General features: G+C 41.5%; 14 protein-coding genes and 1 riboswitch. Of the genes, 11 read left to right on the top strand and 3 right to left on the bottom strand.

The window, feature by feature from the left end; genetic code table 11:
- Nucleotides 1-117: 117 nt before the first annotated feature.
- The 3 genes from DP73_RS17075 to DP73_RS17065 all read left to right on the top strand — a co-directional run bounded on the left by DP73_RS17075 (nt 118) and on the right by DP73_RS17065 (nt 2,922).
- Complete coding sequence (locus DP73_RS17075; RefSeq protein ID WP_034601119.1) at nt 118-1,128, top strand: class I SAM-dependent methyltransferase; 1,011 nt, start codon at nt 118-120, stop codon at nt 1,126-1,128.
- A 66-nt stretch (nt 1,129-1,194) separates the two neighbouring features.
- On the top strand, nt 1,195-2,070 hold the full coding sequence (locus DP73_RS17070; RefSeq protein WP_034601118.1) for an ATP-binding cassette domain-containing protein: 876 nt from the start codon (nt 1,195-1,197) through the stop codon (nt 2,068-2,070).
- A gap of 45 nt (nt 2,071-2,115) precedes the next feature.
- Complete coding sequence (locus DP73_RS17065; RefSeq protein WP_034601117.1) at nt 2,116-2,922, top strand: ABC transporter permease subunit; 807 nt, start codon at nt 2,116-2,118, stop codon at nt 2,920-2,922.
- Between the two features lie 90 nt (nt 2,923-3,012).
- Here DP73_RS17065 and DP73_RS17060 read toward each other — a convergent pair whose 3' ends face one another.
- Entirely contained in the window at nt 3,013-4,209 is a 1,197-nt protein-coding gene (locus DP73_RS17060) for an MFS transporter (protein ID WP_052090791.1), read from the bottom strand.
- Between the two features lie 285 nt (nt 4,210-4,494).
- Between DP73_RS17060 and mutT the strand changes: the two genes are divergently transcribed.
- The 4 genes from mutT to ilvN all read left to right on the top strand — a co-directional run bounded on the left by mutT (nt 4,495) and on the right by ilvN (nt 8,733).
- The gene (gene mutT / locus DP73_RS17055) at nt 4,495-4,875 is read left to right on the top strand and encodes an 8-oxo-dGTP diphosphatase MutT (RefSeq protein ID WP_034601116.1); all 381 of its coding nucleotides are present in this window, start codon (nt 4,495-4,497) and stop codon (nt 4,873-4,875) included.
- Between the two features lie 28 nt (nt 4,876-4,903).
- Entirely contained in the window at nt 4,904-6,067 is a 1,164-nt protein-coding gene (locus DP73_RS17050; RefSeq protein WP_034601114.1) for a benzoate/H(+) symporter BenE family transporter, read from the top strand.
- Between the two features lie 471 nt (nt 6,068-6,538).
- Nucleotides 6,539-8,239 (top strand): biosynthetic-type acetolactate synthase large subunit, encoded by a 1,701-nt coding sequence (gene ilvB / locus DP73_RS17045; RefSeq protein WP_034601111.1) that lies wholly within the window; start codon nt 6,539-6,541, stop codon nt 8,237-8,239.
- Nucleotides 8,236-8,733: an acetolactate synthase small subunit gene (ilvN, locus tag DP73_RS17040; RefSeq protein ID WP_034601109.1), complete on the top strand. Its 498-nt coding sequence runs from the start codon at nt 8,236-8,238 to the stop codon at nt 8,731-8,733. The genes ilvB and ilvN overlap by 4 nt, the downstream gene beginning before the upstream one ends.
- A 106-nt stretch (nt 8,734-8,839) precedes the next feature.
- Here ilvN and DP73_RS17035 read toward each other — a convergent pair whose 3' ends face one another.
- A complete protein-coding gene (locus DP73_RS17035) occupies nt 8,840-11,062 on the bottom strand; it encodes a cell wall-binding repeat-containing protein (RefSeq protein ID WP_205623409.1) in 2,223 nt (740 codons plus the stop codon).
- A 211-nt stretch (nt 11,063-11,273) separates the two neighbouring features.
- Nucleotides 11,274-11,451, top strand: a riboswitch (cobalamin riboswitch).
- A 218-nt stretch (nt 11,452-11,669) separates the two neighbouring features.
- Here DP73_RS17035 and DP73_RS17030 point away from each other — a divergent pair.
- The 3 genes from DP73_RS17030 to DP73_RS17020 are packed head-to-tail and all read left to right on the top strand — an operon-like array spanning nt 11,670 to nt 16,928.
- Nucleotides 11,670-13,043, top strand: coding sequence for a UbiD family decarboxylase (locus tag DP73_RS17030; RefSeq protein ID WP_034601107.1), 1,374 nt, complete (start codon nt 11,670-11,672; stop codon nt 13,041-13,043).
- A gap of 25 nt (nt 13,044-13,068) precedes the next feature.
- Nucleotides 13,069-15,174, top strand: a complete 2,106-nt coding sequence (locus DP73_RS17025) for a hydantoinase/oxoprolinase family protein (RefSeq protein WP_034601106.1) — start codon at nt 13,069-13,071, stop codon at nt 15,172-15,174.
- 2 nt (nt 15,175-15,176) lie between these two features.
- Complete coding sequence (locus DP73_RS17020; protein WP_034601104.1) at nt 15,177-16,928, top strand: hydantoinase B/oxoprolinase family protein; 1,752 nt, start codon at nt 15,177-15,179, stop codon at nt 16,926-16,928.
- Here the strand turns inward: DP73_RS17020 and DP73_RS17015 are convergent.
- On the bottom strand, nt 16,906-17,748 hold the full coding sequence (locus tag DP73_RS17015) for a site-2 protease family protein (protein ID WP_052090789.1): 843 nt from the start codon (nt 17,746-17,748) through the stop codon (nt 16,906-16,908). The genes DP73_RS17020 and DP73_RS17015 overlap by 23 nt on opposite strands.
- Nucleotides 17,749-18,054: 306 nt before the next feature.
- Here DP73_RS17015 and DP73_RS17010 point away from each other — a divergent pair, with 306 nt between their 5' ends.
- A complete protein-coding gene (locus tag DP73_RS17010; RefSeq protein ID WP_034601102.1) occupies nt 18,055-18,342 on the top strand; it encodes a hypothetical protein in 288 nt (95 codons plus the stop codon).
- The last annotated feature ends 140 nt before the right edge of the window (nt 18,343-18,482 follow it).

Below are 18,482 nucleotides of genomic sequence, written 5' to 3'. Positions count from 1 at the left end.
TGGCGATTGTTCATTAGCATTAGTATTAGCGCCGACGCTTAAAGGCTTGGCGCTATCTAATTTTCTTTTGGAGCTCCTTGATTAAAGGGATAAGAACAAAAAGATGAGGTGAAAACCGTGGATATAGGAATGCTATCGCTTCTCGGAAAAACCATTTCTCTCATGGAAAATCTAGGGTTTCTCTGGCTTGTACACACCGGGTACGAGCTTAATCTTTGGGAGGGTCTCCTGGAAGAAAGGAACAAAGAGGATTTCCTGGCCGAAAACCCGGATTGGGATCCTCTTTTGCTCGAGCATTGGCTTGAACAAGCTAGAATCCAAGAGCTTGTCGTTTTAACTAAAGGAAAATATAAGCTTAGTAAAACAGGGAAGGCCATCCATGGTTATCGTAACTATGGTTTAGAGGCTATGTATAAAGAGTTTGCTCTCTATTGGGGGGCTAGTTTTGCACAATTGCCGAAACTAATAAGACGGGAGATTCCCAGGCTAAAAATGGATAATGAAATGGAAAATGAGCTTATATCAAGAGCCTCAAAAGCTTCAGAGTACTTTGTCTGGCCTGTGCTTAGAGGGAAATGTGAAAAGGAAAAATGGCATTCTGTCTTAGATATTGGTTGCGGTGAAGCAGTGTTACTACGCAGATTGGTTGAAGAATTTCCGAATTTAAAGGGCGTGGGGCTGGAAGTTAATCAGTCGGTGGCTAATCGTGCCGCATTAGAAACAGAACTTTTTCAAGGGCGTATTCGAATTGAGGCGACAAATGTTTTTGATTTTAGAGATACTTTAGAAACTTATGATTGTTGCCTGTTAAATAATCTTATTTACTATTTCACTGGTCAACAGCGGTTAGATCTTTTGAAAACTGTCATGGATCTCTTAAAACCAGGCGGCCAAATTGGAATTTTGACGGCTCTAAGGGGAGTTAGCCCGGCATTCCAGATTTTCAAAACCCATATTCCTCAAAATTTGATGAGTTTTTTCCTTTCTTGTCATGATGGCTTTGAGGGACTGCCTTTGGAAAAAGAGGTGCTGAATCTATTAGAACAAGCTGGGTTTAATGAGGTTGAGGTTATTCCTTTGCCCTTTAAAGTATCTCATTATTTTTTTGCCAGAAAACCATTAGCCTAGATTTGCATCAATAATTATTAGTTTCTAATCATTGAGAGTCTGCCCCTTATAGAAAGTAGGGAGGAAATGATCGAGGTAAAAGAACTGAGCAAACTATACCGGGAAGGACGAGGGATAAAGAAAATTAGCTTTGAGGTTAATCAGGGAAAGGCATTTGGTTTTTTAGGTCCCAACGGAGCAGGGAAAACCACGACAATACGCCTTCTGATGGGGTTTTTAAGGCCTGATTCAGGGCAAGTAACGATTAACGGCCTGGACTGTTGGGAACAAAAAACAGAGGTTAAGAAGCTGGTCAGTTATCTTCCCGGTGAACTTCATTTTGTGGAAAGCTTAACAGCCTTGGAATTTCTTAGTCTTATAGCTGGTATGCATAGGAACCGTTTCCAGATCAAGAAGAACCAAAAGTATTTAATAAATGCTCTCGATTTAGATTCGAAAATTCTAATTCGGAAAATGTCTAAAGGAATGAAGCAAAAGTTAGGGTTAATTGCAGCCTTGATGCTGGATGCTAAGGTGCTCATTCTTGACGAACCGACATCAGGATTGGATCCATTAATGCAAAGAGTATTCATTGATTTAATCCTGGAGGAAAAGAAAAGGGGAAAAACCATATTTATGTCGTCCCATCAATTTCCGGAGATTGAGCGAACCTGTGAACAGGTGGGGATAATTCGAGAAGGTAAACTTCTGGCCATAAAAAGTATCTTGCAGCTTAGAGAAGCAGAGTATCAAACATTTCAAATCGAAGTGGAAAGTGATGAGGATTTAGAGCTCCTAAAAGAGAGTCAGCTGAATCTGATCCCATTACAAGGCAGATCATGTATCATTCGTGTTGCCGGCGAATTGGATAGTCTGTGGATGGCATTGGGTCAAGTTCAAGTAGTTCGCTTTAAGCAACACTCCTTGGAGCTTGAAGAAGCCTTTTTGGATTTTTATAAATAGATATTAGTTCTGATGAGAGATGATTAGACTTAAGGTGGGGTGACCATGAACAGAGCATTATTTAGGGCAATGTTTAAGCAACACAGAAAAAAGATTGCTGTGATTTCAACCGGGATTGTTCTCTATGAAGGACTTTTAACTTGGGTTTATCCAGTGATTGCTGAAAATCCAGCTGTTACAGAGATCGCAGTATCGTTACCGACTGCTGTAAAGACTGTGTTCGGAGTTCCTGAAAATGCACGTACTGATACATTTGAGGCCTTTATATCCGGACAGTTTTTTGCGAGGATTTGGGTTATGCTCATGGCTGTTTATGGAATTCAAACAGCCAATAACTTATTAGCTAAAATGGTGGATGATTGCTCTATAGCCTTGCTTTTATCAACACCCATATCGAGAAGTGAGATACTATCAACTCAAGCTGCCGTCTTGATCTTTTTGGGGGGCATATTGGTCACCGTAACAATTCTGGGACTCTTCTTTGGTGCATCCCGCTCAGGGATTACCATCTGTCACGATAGGTATGTACGCTTAGGGCTTTTAGGATTCTCATTTTTTTCCTTAATCGAAATCTACAGTCTTTTTTTCTCGGTCTGGTTTGTTGAGGAGGAACGGGCCTTAACCTATGCTGCAGGGTTAACTCTTATATTTTATTGTTTAGATATTGTCGGAGGGCTAAGTAATAAATATTCCTGGCTGAAGAAAGTCTCTCTTTTTCAATTGTTTCAGCCTCAAGAAGTATTAGAAGGAAGTAAAAATCCAGCTGGTTCCATTGTAGGACTTAATCTGGTTTCAATGATTCTATGGCAGTGGGCAAAAAGGGTGTTTGAGTCACAGGATCTTGCTATATAATCATAAGAAACTACCCTCCACAAGTTGCCTATTGAAAGCTTATTTAGTGGAGGGTGGTTTTTAGATTCATATTAAGTTGAAGGATCACTTTTAACTAAGAAATTCTCGGTTCGTCGGAATATTTTTTCGAAGAAAGGAGAAATACATAACCAATGCTAATAATGCAAAAATTACAGAGCTGCCGTACATATATGCATATCCTAATTCTTGTGCTATGAACCCGAGAATAACTGCCCCAAGTCCAATGCCCAGATCCATAGCCACTGCAAAAGTTGCATTAGCGGCACCTCTCCGCTCAGGTGGTGATAAGGTTATAACCAAAGCGTTTAAGATGGGCTGCACCGTTCCAAACCCCAGTCCGTATAGGATGGCAACCAGTAAAAACATGGGCAGGGAAGAAGCTATTGACAGAAGTACCAGAGCAGCGACAAGCATAAGAATTCCTGGGACTAAAAACATTCGTGGGCCATACTTATCCGATAATTTCCCGATAATGGGACGACCCAATAATAAGACAAGGGCATAGACGGTGAAGAATATTCCAATGTTATCTACCCCTCGGAAGCCTGCGTAAGCAGGTAAAAAACTTACTATTCCCCCATAGGTCAAAGTGATAAAGAACAACACCAAGGCTGAAGGAATCGCAGTTATTTCCAAGATGACTCCCTTTACATGCGGAACTTTGCTCTTGTCCTGTCTTTTGTTAGAAGTCTCATAATTAATAAAAAAAGAGCCTATTAAACCAAGACCTGCCAGGAGAGCTGAGCCTGCGAACAAGAGTGAGTAACTGTTATACTTAACTAAATATAGTCCTAAAGCTGGGCCAAGAGACATTGCTATAGTAGCAGCTATCCCATAATACCCCATTCCTTCTGCACGCCTGGCTGCAGGGATAACGTCTGAAGCCATTGTTCCGGTAGCAGTTGTAGAAGCTCCCCAGCCAATACCGTGAACTGCTCTTATTGTTAACAGAGAAATAATCGTAAAGGCCAGGTTGTAAGCAATTACAGAAACTAGAAAAATACTGATACCGATTAATAGGATTAGTTTTCGCCCCCTATAGTCAAGCAGGTTCCCGAACCAGGGGCGAACTAGTACTGCTGAGAGTGTAAAAATTCCAACGATTGTTCCGGCAATAGTTTCATTGCCACCAAGACTTTGAGCATATAATGGAAGGGTTGGGAGCAGCATGTACATTGACATAAACATTAAGAATGAAACTAGGAGAATTAAAAAAAAGGTCTTACTCCATATCTGTTCGTTTTGTGAGGGATTAGCCTTGATCATTTGATGACCTCATCTCGCTTTAATTATTGAGAGATAGCTTCGTAACAAGCTCCTAAACTCAATATACTATTTAAATGTTGTTATGACAACTAATATTATGAGAATATCTAATTGCTTTTCAGGGAATTTATGACTGTAAGAAATCAGTGAGTAAAATCAGTAATAGTAAAATACAAGTAATAATTTTATTAATGCAGGAATTTTCCATTATATAATCAAATTTATAATAGATGATATTTGAGAACTGAAGTTAGTTGCACGAGGAGAATAAGAAAGGTCGGTAGTATGAAAGAAGTTACAGCTGCAATAATTTTCAAAGATGGTCAAGTTCTGATTGCCCAGCGGTCAGTCGAAGACAAATTGGCTGGAAAATGGGAGTTTCCAGGTGGCAAAATAGAAGTAGGAGAGACCCCGCAGGAGTGTTTAAAAAGAGAGATAAATGAAGAATTAGGTGTTGAGGTAGAGGTTCTGGAACCTTTCGGAGAAAGTATTTATGAATATGAAAATGGAATTATCAAGCTTATAGCTTTTTGGTGTAGATGGACTGTCGGAGGATTTTCTAATCGAGTACATAGCCAAATCCGTTGGGTTTATCCAGTGGAATTAGATAGCTATGAATTTGCTCCTGCAGATGTCCCTTTAGTGGAAAAGTTAAAAGATTCCTAAAGAATTAGTAAAAGTCAGGAGCTTAATAATGAAGTGTAATTTAGCTGATCTAAATCATAAAAACGTTGCTGCAGGTATTGCTTCAGGGCTTTTGGCAGTAACTGGGCCACCGGTGATTATTTTAGAGGCAGCGTCTAAGGGTAACTTTACTCTGACTCAAACCATTCTATGGATGTTCTCGGTCTATGTGATTGGCGGAATTTATAGCATCTGGATTCCACTATATTATCGAATGCCTATTGTAGGTGCTCACTCAATAACAGGTGTTGCTTTTTTAGCCACTGTTACCGCTCAATTTAGTTATCATCAACTAATCGGTACCTATATTATTTCGGGTGTCTTAATGCTGGCTGTTGGGCATCTGGGAGTGTTTTCAAAGCTAATTGATTACGTCCCCAAACAAATAATTTCCGTGATGTTAGCTGGAATGATAACTAAGTATATGGTTTCTTTTGTGTCTTCGATTCATCAACTTCCTATGGTTGGTGGAATTGCAATTGTTGTTTATCTGATTTTTAACAAAAAAAAGATGTTTGTTCCTCCAATGGTTGCTGCTATTTTGGCAGGTTTTATTATGTTACTTTTGACACAACCCTTGAGCGTAGATATCCTACCGGCGGGGTTTATAGTTCCAAGGGTTCAAATTCCTGAATTTAACGTTTTGAGTTTTCTTTCCGTTTCCCTTCCTTTAGCGTTGCTTATTTTGAGTAATGACGCTGCAGTAGGGATTGGTGCCTTAGAACAGAATAATTATCGCCCGCCGGTGAATCGAATTGTAACCTTAAGTGGAGCCTTTTCGATTATTACAAGTTTTTTTGGCGGTCAATCAGCTAATGTAGCGGGAATGATGACAGCAATTTGTTCTGATGAAGAGGCAGGACCCCATGAATCACGCTATATGGGTGCAGTTGTCTCAGGGATTATCATAATTATATTTGGCTTGTTTTCATGGCGGCTAGTTCCTTGGATTCAGGCATTGCCGGCAGGGTTCGTTTCCATACTTGTAGGGATTGCGTTGTTGGGTGTTTTTGGGAACAGTCTTTCTGTAGGATTTTCCAAACCATCCATGAAATTGAGCACGGCCTTTACCTTTATCATTGCCGTATCAAATTTTTCTATTGTTAATATTAGTTCCCCAGTTTGGGCATTAGTGGTAGGTACGATTATTGCACGTTATGTTGAGGAAACTTAGAGTTAGCAACTCAAAACTGCAGATTAGAGAAAAGGTTTTTATCCAATAAAGACAAGGTGCCTCGTCAAAAGCGAAGCGCCTTTTACTTTTTTCTACTCAACGCTCACAAAGAACCGGCTGGCTCAGGAGATAATGACTGCTGTTCCCTCTCAATTTGATACTATCTGATTCGTTTAAGTAGTTATTGTTTCTTTTATAGTATAGAAAAATTTTTTGTAATCTATTATAATATTGTATAAATAATTCCACGTTGATATTTCTAGAAACAAAGGGATAATTAGATCAGTCCATCTTAGTCCGCTCAGATGTATTCTTTATGTTATAATTATGAGGAAGTGCGAGTTGCGAAGCAGCACGCAAAAATGCGTGACGAATTTATGGATATTTTGGTCAAGCTGTTCAAAAGATGAAGATTATTTGATATATTTAAATAATATATTTGCGCGAGAAGAGAAAGTGAGGGTAACTAATTTGATAATTACAGGAGCAGAAGCGATTATAGAGTCTCTTAAAAACGAAAATGTTGATGTGGTATTTGGCTATCCTGGTGGTTCAGTGTTGACGCTTTATGATGCTTTGTATCAAGCAAAGTTTAGACATATTCTCACCAAACATGAACAGGGAGCTGTCCATGCTGCTGATGGTTACGCCAGAGCTACAGGGAAGGTAGGAGTTGTTATCGCCACCTCTGGCCCAGGAGCAACAAATCTTGTAACTGGGATTGCCACAGCTTACATGGATTCTATTCCTTTAGTGGCTATTACGGGTCAAGTGTCTGTTCCTTTGATTGGGAGAGACTCCTTCCAGGAGGCTGATATTCGAGGAATCACAACCCCGATAACTAAACACAATTATTTGGTAAAAAAAGTTGAAGATTTACCCGGTGCCCTTAAAGAAGCCTTCTATATCGCCCGCACAGGCAGACCTGGGCCGGTTGTTGTTGATATTGCGAAAGATGTTTTTGCCGCTTCCTTTGATTACCAATACCCTGAAGAGGTCAAGTTGCGTGGTTATCGACCTGTATTTGAGGGGGATTCAAGTATCCTTGATAAGGTTCTGGCAGAAATGAGATTAGCGCAAAAGCCCCTTATCTTTGTGGGGGGCGGTGTCAACCTATCGGATACTTCTAAAGAACTTAAAGAGTTGATAGACCTTAGCGGATTTCCGGTGATTTCAACCTTAATGGGCTTAGGTTGTTTACCAAACGACCATCCCCAATTCCTCGGAATGGTTGGAATGCACGGAACCTATGCGGCAAACATGGCCACAACAGAATGTGATTTGCTGATAGGAATCGGGGTGCGTTTTGACGATAGAGTGACTGGGCTCTTGAGCGAGTTTGCGGCAAAAGCCAAAATTATTCATTTTGATATTGATCCCGCAGAAATTAATAAAAACGTGATAGCAAACTTGCGTGTGGTTGGAGATATGAGATGGTCGATACCAGCTCTTAACCAAGAAGTTAAGATGGTATCTGATGAGCTGAAAGGGCAAGTTCGACCTTGGTTGGAGAAAGTGCGTAATTGGTACAAGGAGAAGCCGTTAACTTATGTGCAAAACTCAGATTCTGTAATGCCACAAGCAGTTGTTGAGAAAGTGAGCCAATTAACCCAAGGTGATGCGGTTATCGTTACTGATGTAGGACAACATCAGATGTGGGTGGCCCAATTCTATGGTTTTAAAAATCCCCGCTCACTGCTGACATCGGGCGGTCTGGGCACAATGGGTTATGGTCTTCCCGCAGCCTTAGGAGCTCAGTGTGGTCTTCCGGATAGACCGGTTATTCTCTTTGTAGGTGACGGTGGATTCATGATGAATTGTCAGGAACTGGCTGCTGCTGCAGAATTTAATTTTCCTGTGAAAGTTTTAATTCTAAACAATCAATGCCTGGGAATGGTAGCTCAATGGCAAAGAATGTTTTATGGAGGACGCTATTCCCAGACGAGTTTAAAAGGGTCGGCTACGGATTTTGTGAAATTGGCTGAGGCTATGGGTGTCGCTGGACTAAGAGTGTCTAAACCGGAGGAATTAGAAAAAACCTTGCAAGAAGCTCTGGCAATTCCCGGTCCGGTGGTGGTGGATATCCGGATTCCTGAAGTACTGGATGTCTTTCCAATGGTTCCAGCCGGTGCCTGTTTGGACCAGATGATGTTGGGAGGAATAGAAGAATGAAGCATACACTTGCTGTTTTAGTCGAAAATAAACCGGGAGTTTTAACACATATATCAGGTTTGATAAGCCGTCGGGCTTTTAATATTGAGAGTATTGCGGCAGGTTACACTGAAGAAGCTGATACTACAAGGATTACTATTGTGGTAGAAGGGGATGAAATCGAACAAGAACAGGTTGTAAATCAATTGTCAAAGCTTGTAGATGTTATAAAAATCAGTGATCTAACTGCCGTTGAATCAATTCAACGGGAGTTGGCCTTGATTAAGGTGAAAGCGAGTGCAGCAACCCGATCGGATATTATTAATATTGTAGAGATTTTTCGAGCAAGCATTGTCGATGTTAATAGAGAAACAATGGTCATAGAACTATCTGGAGATGAAACAAAGATTGATGCACTGTGTCAGGTATTAGATGACGATCATGGAATTATCGAAATCGCGCGCACGGGAAAAATTGCTCTTTCTCGAGGACCTATTCCAGCTAAAGATCAGTAACAAAAAAATTGGCAGGATTGTATAAAAGAACAGGGTGTTTCGCGAATTAATGCGAAACACCCTGTTCTTTGTGATTTTACGAAGTGCGGTATTGATTTGATTTAGTTTATGCCTTAGGTAAGGGGTTTTTATAATAGTTATAGATCCCAATCAAAATAGAACTGGCAACGTTCTTATGAAAGTTAGGGTTCTGTAACCTAGCTTCCTCATAAGGGTTAGATATAAAGGCTGTTTCTAGAAGGATTGCAGGCATGGTGGTGTTACGTAAAACATAAAATCCTGCTTGTTTAAGTCCTCGGTTATTAGATTTAATGGTACCGATTACAGCAGACTGGATGCTATTGGCTAAATGTTGGCTGGCAAAGTTTTGAGGGTTATCTTGAGAATAATAGGTTGAGGTTCCTTGAATATCTGATTTTGTATTTGCATCATTATGGATGCTGATAAATAAGTCTGGCTTTGCGTTATTTGCTAGGTTAACCCGTGCTTGTAGATCTTCAATTTCAGAGTAGTTTTCACAAGGTGAGATATCTTTATCTCTGGTAAGGATAACGGTAGCGCCGGCTTGTTTCAGGGTGTCCCGTAAGGCTAGTGCTATCGCTAAAGTGTTATTTTTTTCATAGGTTTTAGAAGGGCCGATTGCCCCAGTATCCGGGCCGCCGTGACCGGGGTCAATCATGATTGTTTTACCGGACAATGCATTGGCTGGAATTCCTTCAAAAGGATTGATCAGTATTTCTGTGGAAGGGTCATAAGTTGTTGCGGGAGGAGGATCAGAGGGATTAGTGGGAGGAGTAGGGACATCATCGTCTCCCCTCGAAGGCTCTTTAATTACTGAAGGCAAGGAAGGAAAAGCCTTCAGATTGTCAGGGTATTTGGAAGGAGACTTTCCTTCGATAATATTTTGAGAGTAAGAGCCGATAATACCTGTTCCCCCTAAAATATAAACTTTACCATTGGGACTTAAATTAATGGGGGTAGAAGTTGAAGGCGTTTCTGTATTTGTTCCGGCAAGTATTACATATTGAGCGGAAATCCAACCGGTTTGAGATTGGTAGGTTGTCTTATACCAGTCCCCTTGCTGTTCGATAAGCTCAACAGATGCATCTTTGGGTATTGTGACAAGCATTTTCCCGTCGGAAGAGGGCGTTTCTCTAAGATTTAAGCCCCCGGAAGCACTGATAAAACCCTTTTGTGATTTAACGCTGAGATAGTTAGCGGAGACCCAGCCTGTTTTCGATTGATAGCTTGCTTTATACCACTGGTCTTGCTTTTCGATTAGATTAATTGTCGTTCCTGTAGGAATCGTAATAAGTACGTTGCCGCTGGAAGAGGGTGTTTCTCTAAGATTTAAACCGCCTGAAGCCGTGACTGTTCCTTGATTAAGGGAGGTATTATTTGAAGATCCCTGAGTTGGTGGTTCGACTTTCATATGTTGACGCATTATACTGTAAACTGCAGGAGGAATATCGTCTTTTTCTGTAAGTAAAAGGGGTGCATTAGATTTAGAGGCAAGTACAGTCCCGGCTACAGCATCCGGAAATGTGATACCCGAAGCTAAGAAAAGATCATTAGATTGATAAGTGTCTTTCATAAAGGAGACAACCTTAGCATTGGTTTCGTACCGATCATAGCCGCCTAAACGAGTTTCAATAACGAAGCTATGCTTGGATAATTCTTTAGAAGGAACAACTACTTCTCCTCCTATTACGATTAGATGTTTTGGAGCATTATCTTGATAATATTTTATGACTGAATCAGGAAGAGTAGCAGAGGTAAGAACGATAGGGATCTGTTTTATTCCCGCATAGGTAGCGGCGGATAAAGCATCGGGGAAATTATCTCCGTTGGCAAGAATCATGGAATCACTGTATAGCTCCTTAGCCAGAAGAACTGAAGTTTCATAACGATCTTTTCCTCCGATTCTATCCCAGTGTAAAGATAATCCTTCAAGTTCTTTTTCAATAGCAGGTTGTAAGCAAGCAGTACCGCCTAGGAGGATTACTCTATCCGGTGACAAACGCTGCAGCTCTTTTATAACTCGAGGATCGATTGTGTCGCCTTTAGTCAATAAAATAGGGGCATTTAAGCTTACAGCAAAAGGAGTTGCTGCTATCGAATCAGGATAATCGTTATACTCACATAAAATTACGGTTAGAGCTGAGTTCCATCCTTTTTGTGATATCTTAAGAGCTGTTTCAACTCTGTCTTGTCCTGCAATACGTTCAGCAGTATAGGCTAAAGGGCTTGCTTGTGTAATCAAAGGTGTGCATAAGGCGAATGCAAGCGTAGTTATGACGGAAAGAATTAGCTTTTTCAGTTGGTCCACCCTCTCTTATTATGAAGTTACGTAGATTATACCATAAAAGCTAACAGGGTTTGATGAATTTAGATAAAGTTCATCTAAAAATAGGACGAAAGCCCCCCTTGGTTTTAAACAAACATCGACAATATAGATTAAACAAAAAATTATTAAAAAGCAGGAAATACTAACTCAATGTCGAAGGATATATCGAAATATACTAGCTAAAACAATATCAAACCGGTAAACTATTACAGGTGCCCTGCTAGGGAGAATAGGGAATCAGGTATTAATCCTGAGCGGACCCACCACTGTGAGAAGGGAGTCTCGTACATTGGCCACTGGCTTCGGCTGGGAAGGCGTGCGGTGATGATGAACTTTGAGCCAGAAGACCTGCCTGTAGTATACGATAAGCCTGTTTTCAGGCTTTGGTGGACGATGGTAAAGCCCCCCAGTCAATGACTGCGGGCTTTTTTCTATCGTCTTTTTTTGGTTTTTCGTAAGGTCTCTTGAAGAATTGGATTTGCCTGGGAGGTGTTAATTATTCGGATCATCCGCGTGCTGGAGATGGATGGGGGGAATTAGCAGGGATTATCGGTTCAAATGAGTCAGGAAAAAATAGGAGGCGTTTATTTTGGAACAGGATCTGAGATCGTTTATAGAGCGAGTAAAGCAGCAAAATCCCAGGGAGGTTGTTCATGTCCAAGAGGAAATCGACCCCAAGTATGAGATTAGTACTTTAATCATGGAATTAGAAAAGGCTCGGCGTTATCCATTGACGATATTTGAAAATGTCAAAGGACATGATATTTCGGTAGTTACGAATGTTTTAGCTCCCCGTGAACGTTTAGCGTTAGCAATGGGGGTTCATCCCAATGATTTGGCCGCTGAATTCTCCAAGAGGATTAATCAAAGGATTGAACCTGTTGAAGTACGGGAAGTTCCTTTTCGAGAGAATGTTTTTGTGGGCTCGGAGGTTGACCTGTACAAGCTGCCGATTTTAACACACTTTCCCATCGATGCAGGGCCATATATCACAGCCGGATTAGTGATTGCTAAGGATCCACTGACGGGTGCTGATACCGCAGGTTATCACCGGATGCAGTTAAAAGGGAAAGATAAATTAGGAATTAGCTTACATTCCCGGCAACGTCTGTGGGAGTATTTTCGACGCTCTGAAGAACTGGGGAAATCATTGGAGGCAACCATCGTACTAGGTATTCATCCCAATATTTCCATGGGATCAATGGCTTTGATTCCTTATGATCTCGGTAAATTCGCAGCAATGGGAGGGCTATTCGGGGCTCCGCTGGAGGTTGCTCGTTGCCATACAGTGGATCTAATGGTTCCGGCCTATGCTGAGGTGATTATTGAAGGGGAAATCCTAGCCGGAGAACGAGAATCGGAAGGGCCTTTTGCAGAATTTACGAATTACGCCTGTTACCGCAGTACAGAAAATATCTTTAAGGTAAAAGCGGTTCAGTATCGAACCAAACCCCTCTACCAAGACATCACACCGGGTATGAGTTCGGAGCACATTACTATAGTTGCAGTACAGAGAGAAGGGGATGTGCTAAATGCCTTAAATAGGACTCTTCCAAACATTAAAAGTGTTCATGCTCCTATATCTGCCTGCGGCCTGTTTCATTGTTATATTTCCATGAAAAAGATTGCTGAAGGACAGGCCCAACAGGCCATTTTTACGGCTTTCTCGGTTGATCATAATTTAAAAATGGTTGTCGTGGTGGATGAAGATGTAGACATCTTTGATGAACGTCAGGTGTTATGGGCTATGGCTACCCGGCTTCAAGCTGACAAGGGAGTGACGATTATCCCACAGCATATGGGCATGGGATGTACTCTAGACCCATCAAGTGATGACCTAAGTCGGACTGCTAAGATGGGGATTGATGCCACTAAACCACTTGAAGGGTTTGCCCCTACTGTTACAATGTCAGTTGAAGTGCAGAATCAAGTTCGTCGTTTCCTGGGGTCATTTGGACTATAATTGACTTGAAAGAAGAGGAGAATAGATGTTTAAAGTTGCAGTCGATGTAGGCGGAACCTTTGCTGATTTTATTGTTCGTGATGAGGGGGGATGTGCCGCTACTGCAAAGATTCCGTCTAGTATTGAGAACCCCCTTGAACCAATCTTCCGTGGTTTAAATGAACTTGCGGAACAGTTCAACATTACACTTGAAGAATTCCTTGCCCAGACCGAAAAGTTTACTCACGGAACCACTGTCGGTATAAATGCTCTGCTACAGGGTCAAGGAGCAAAAACGGCCCTAATCACAACTGAGGGATTTCGTGATGCTTTAGAATTACGGCGTTCACGTTTAAATGAGCAATGGGATTTTAGTGTTTCTCTGCCTCCGGTTTTAGTTCCTCGTCATCTGCGGATTGGCTTAAGGGAACGGATGGATTACCGGGGCGTGGCAGTTAAACCTGTTGACAAAACACAAATTCCTATGCTTGCGGAATTTCTCCGTCAAGAAGAGGTGGAAGCTGTCGCGGTTTGTTTGCTGTTTGCTTGTCGGAATCCGAAGCATGAAGTTGAGTTTAAAGAACATCTTCAGGAACTTTTGCCAAATGTATTTGTCACACTCTCCTCGGAATTGTCTTCTCAGCTTGGAGAATATGAACGTACTTCGACAACCGTCTTAAACGCTCGTTTAAGCCCTATTCTCGGAAAATACTTACAAGATTTGCGGGCGCATTTGCGAGCTAAAGGACTTCGGGTTCCTCTATCGATTGCTCAAAACAACGGCGGCCTTACTGACTTAACTCAAGCAGGCAGGCGTGCAGTAAACACTTTGTTTTCTGGTCCGGCAGGTGGAGTGAAAGGAGGTTGGATACTGGCCCGGGAGCAAGGGTTATCTCATTTGGTGGTTGGAGATATGGGGGGGACGAGTTTCGATGTTTCTTTAATTCGGCAAGGTATGATGGAATTAACCCCTCAAGCAGAGATCGCAGGATACCCTGTTCAGCTTCCTATGCTAGATATTCATACTGTAGGGGCTGGCGGAGGGAGTATTGCCTGGTTGGACAAGGGAGGGATGCTGAAGGTCGGTCCACAATCTGCAGGTGCTAAGCCCGGTCCGGCATGCTATGGGTTAGGTGGTCAAGAGCCGACGATTACGGATGCGGCCTTGATTATGGGGTTAATCGATGATCGAAGTTTTTTAGGTGGTCGGATGGTCTTAAATAAAGAATTAGCTTATGCATCAATCGAAAAGAATGTAGCCAAACCATTAGGACTAGGTGTTCCGGAGGCAGCCTATGCTATTTATCAAGTAGCACTTTCCTTGATGGCAGATGCTGTTTACTTAATGACTGTTAAAAAGGGATATGACCCGCGATCCTTCGCCATGGCGGCTGTTGGAGGCGCTCTGCCCTTATTTGCAACTCCATTAGCTAAGGGAGTGGGGATAAGGCAAGTTGTGGTTCCGGAACTTGCCCCGGTTTTTTGTGCTCAGGGGTTGTTTCACTCGAACTTTCAGTTCGAGGGTTTGCGCAACCTTTATGAAGTGTTAGGCGAAGTCCCCTGTCTAAGTTGGAGTAAGGCTATGCTGGAATTGAGATTTCAAGCAGATGAAGAACTATCTCGTTTGGGGTTAGGTGAGGATCAGCGTGAATACATCTGGTCTGTAGATCTAAAGTACCCGGATCAACACCACGAAATCAATATTCCCGTCAAAGGTATTTTAAGCGATCAAGAGATTTGGCCCCAGCTTTCTAAGGAGTTTCATGAAGCTCACGAGAGGCTTTATGGTTATTGTCAGCCCGAGAAGTTATTAGTTTTAGTTAATCTCCGACTGGTTGCTCAAGAAAAGGAAAGGTTGCCTCAGAGCGGAATAGATCCTAGCTTTGAGGAAAGCTTTATAAATGCAAAAAGTATAGTAGGAGAAAAGAATATTGCTTCAATACCAAGTATTGAAATGAAAATGGTCTATCTACATGGGGGCTTTCGAAAAGTGAAAGTATTCCATTGGAAAGATTTAAAGAATGGAATGGAATTACCAGGTCCCGCCCTGATAAAAAAGGAGTATACGACTATTTTATTAGAAGAAAATTGCCAGGCAAAACTAGATAAGGCCAAGAACTTAATCATTAATATTGGAAAGGACAGGCATTAACTATGATGGCCAAAATAGATGAAGTAATCGAGCGGGCAGTGATTGCCAATCGTATGGACACCATCACCAAAGAAATGGGCTATGCTTTAGAGCGGTCGTCCCGTTCTCCGATATTTGCTGAGGCATGTGATTTCGCCTGTGGAATATGTAACGGTGATGGAGACTTAGTATCACAGATTAATGGTATTCCAATTTTAGCGGCTGCAGGGACCTTTAGCATAAAAGAAGTGATTCGAAAATACTCAGGGCAAGTTGAAGACGGGGACGTCTTTATCATCAATGATCCCTACCAAGGAGGCAATCACCTTCCTGATATTGGGATTATCACTCCTTTGGTTGTGGATGAAGAAGTTATCTTCTACTGTGTAAGCAGGGCTCATCACGGAGATATCGGTGGGTCTGTGGCTGGGAGTTACAATGCCAAAGCAACGGAGATTTTTCAGGAGGGTCTTCGCATTCCACCCATTAGACTTGTCAGTAAAGGGCAGGTTATTAGTGAGGTGATGGATCTCATCACCCGAAATGTTAGAAATCCTGACATGCTGCAAAATGATTTATGGGCGCAAATAGGCGCCAACAAGATCGGGGTAAGGCGCCTGAAAGAATTAATTCATACCTACTCTCCCTCTAAGGTAAAGGAGACGGTGGGATATCTCTTAAACCATGCTGAAAGACTCACAAGACAAGCCATTAAAGGGTTGCCGGATGGGGACTATGTGGGTGAAGAATGGGTGGATGATGATGGTTTTCAACTAAATCCCATTAAAATAAAGGTTACGGTTAGAATTCGTGGAGAAGAAATGACCCTTGATTTTGACGGTACTGATCCTCAAGTCAAAGGCTTCGTCAACTCAGCATTTGTGACAAGTACAACTGCAGCTTGGATTGGTGCTCTTTGGGCATTAGGTTCTGATATCCCTCGAAACAGTGGAGCCTTTCGAGGGATTAAGGTAGTATTACCGGAGGGTAGTTTAGTCAATCCTAAAGATCCGGCCCCGGTTACTTTAAGTACATTAACCCCGGCAAGTGAAATAATAAGTGCCATATTTAGAGCCTTAAGTTCGATTGAAGGGGTACAATTGCCGGCAGGGTTTGGACGTTATTGTGGGCCGTCATTTTACGGCCTTGACCCTCGCACTCAGGAATTTTATGTAGGGTTCGCTTTTTGTGCATTAGGTTCAGGGGGGGGGACCGGGAGCAGGGATGGGTATCCCTATATGGCCCCTTTATCAAACTATGGAGGAGTACGTGCTCCCAACATTGAAGCCAACGAAATTCAATACCCACATCTAACTTTGTGTCATGAAATGGAAAGCAATACCGCTGGCTCCGGAAAGTGGAGAGGGGGGGCAGGAATTCGTTATAGCATATTGTTTCAAGGGGAACCGACTAATATTGTGATGTTCGGGGATGGGATGAAAATCCCACCGTTTGGAGCGGCCTCAGGAATGTCAGGAAGTTTAAACTACGTTGAAATAAAAACTGTGCAAGGAGAGACAATTTGTCTTGCCAGTAAAGAAAGTACCCGTTCCTTAGCACATGGTACGATCCTAACCGTTGTCTCATCCGGAGGCGGGGGCTGGGGAGATCCTTGGCAGAGAGACCCTGAGAGAGTATGGCGAGATGTCTTGGATGAAATTATTACAGTGGATAAAGCTGAGCAAGACTATGGGGTTTTGATAGGGCAAGAGGGTGTGGATTGGGCAGGAACCAATGATCGTCGGTCAGGAATCAGAGGTAAAAAGAATCAGTAAAAGACTTTGAGATATCTAATGAATACATCATTAGAAAGGCCAAAGCAGCAATTAATAAAAGATAAGAAATACCGATCTTTAATCTGAAACTGGGTTCTACAAAAAGATATTGGGCAGTTTCTGATTTTTTTTGATACATTGTGAAGACTTCATAAATTCCATAGAATACGATTATCAACAAGATGTAAGCGTGGAGCTTCCAAATTAGAATGAGAGCCATAACTAACCCAATCCCCCAAATAAAGGGTGAGATTGCCTTGGAAATTCGGCCTCCATCTAATGAACCAAAGGGAAGTAGGTTGAAGAGATTTATGAAGGCACTAACATAAGCTAACCCTGCCCAGTAATGGTTATTTGTTAGCATATAAAGTCCAATACACACGAGAGTTATAAATGCTCCTGCTGCTGGTCCGCCAATGGCAGTTATTGCTTCCTCACGAACACTTTTAGGCGGAGTCTTCATTTTTATGAAAGCACCAAGGAAGGGAATAAAGGTTGGGGCCGAGACGTCCAATCCAAGTCGCTTACTTGTCAGGTAATGCCCCATCTCATGAACGAAGATGACAGCAACAAAGCCCAGTGCAAATAACCATCCATAGAATTGAGCATAGAGAACGACGGTCAAGCCCATACTTATGAAGGTTCCTGCAAACTTAGAGGCTTTAAGCAGTGTAAAAAGCAACTTGCCGATTACTGCCAATTTACTGAAATTGAGTAGTCCTAGTAGTGCTGTGATAAGAATACTAAAGATCGTTTTAGAATTCTTCTTTCTAGGTTTTAATTGGTAATCGTCTTTGAATTTGTCCTCGTCGTTTAGCATTTTTAAATAGTCACCCCTTAATATCACATACTTACTAGTTTTATCTCTTATTCCTAAAAAGTTACTGGTATGCAGAATTAGTTGGTTGTAGGTTGATAGTGATTATTCATAATCAATTAAGTTGGAAGTTGCTAAAGATTTTGTTATTATATTACTAATGTAGATCAGGCTAGATTTCTTGATTAGAAGCAGTTCTAAACTTAGCTTAGCATAAAAACCAAGAAAATTAAAAGACTTAGCTTATTTCTATTAGCAATAGTTTTTTGAGAGAATATTAGTAATTGTTAAAAGAAGAGGGGTATATACATGTTTAAAATAACCGAAGATTGCCTAGAGAAAAAGACCTTTACAGAATACTTCAGCTCAGATGCCCAGAAAGGAACCGAGGAATTTGAAGAGCTGATAAGAAAGTTTGAATCAGAGCCACAGTACAAATTTCGTATGTGTGACTATGATGGAGAAGTCTTCTATATTGGCTATTCTGATGATTGTACTCATAAGAATGGTTTTGATCCCCTTGATATGTATGGAGAATATTATGGTTGTAAGGATATCCAGTACTTAAATGAAAAGGGAGAGTATAAAAGACTCTAAAACTTTTGCCTCTCCCATCACCCCCATTGAGATTAACTGAGTAAGGTATCTCAATAGGGGTGATTTTTTGTCATTGTGACATTTCAGGGAGAAGAAATATGATCGGAACGAGAAAAAGTTTATAATTTGTTAATAAATTG

The organism is Desulfosporosinus sp. HMP52 (genome assembly GCF_000765145.1).
GTDB lineage: Bacteria > Bacillota > Desulfitobacteriia > Desulfitobacteriales > Desulfitobacteriaceae > Desulfosporosinus.
This window is presented reverse-complemented; position numbering and strand designations above follow the sequence as displayed.

Bases quoted from the DNA above. Each gene is read 5' to 3' on its own strand.
- DP73_RS17015 (WP_052090789.1), bottom strand. From the start codon at position 17,748: ATGCTAAACGACGAGGACAAATTCAAAGACGATTACCAATTAAAACCT.
- ilvN (WP_034601109.1), top strand. From the start codon at position 8,236: ATGAAGCATACACTTGCTGTTTTAGTCGAAAATAAACCGGGAGTTTTA.
- DP73_RS17065 (WP_034601117.1), top strand. From the start codon at position 2,116: ATGAACAGAGCATTATTTAGGGCAATGTTTAAGCAACACAGAAAAAAG.
- DP73_RS17060 (WP_052090791.1), bottom strand. From the start codon at position 4,209: ATGATCAAGGCTAATCCCTCACAAAACGAACAGATATGGAGTAAGACC.
- DP73_RS17025 (WP_034601106.1), top strand. From the start codon at position 13,069: ATGTTTAAAGTTGCAGTCGATGTAGGCGGAACCTTTGCTGATTTTATT.
- DP73_RS17010 (WP_034601102.1), top strand. From the start codon at position 18,055: ATGTTTAAAATAACCGAAGATTGCCTAGAGAAAAAGACCTTTACAGAA.
- DP73_RS17050 (WP_034601114.1), top strand. From the start codon at position 4,904: ATGAAGTGTAATTTAGCTGATCTAAATCATAAAAACGTTGCTGCAGGT.
- DP73_RS17070 (WP_034601118.1), top strand. From the start codon at position 1,195: ATGATCGAGGTAAAAGAACTGAGCAAACTATACCGGGAAGGACGAGGG.
- DP73_RS17020 (WP_034601104.1), top strand. From the start codon at position 15,177: ATGATGGCCAAAATAGATGAAGTAATCGAGCGGGCAGTGATTGCCAAT.
- mutT (WP_034601116.1), top strand. From the start codon at position 4,495: ATGAAAGAAGTTACAGCTGCAATAATTTTCAAAGATGGTCAAGTTCTG.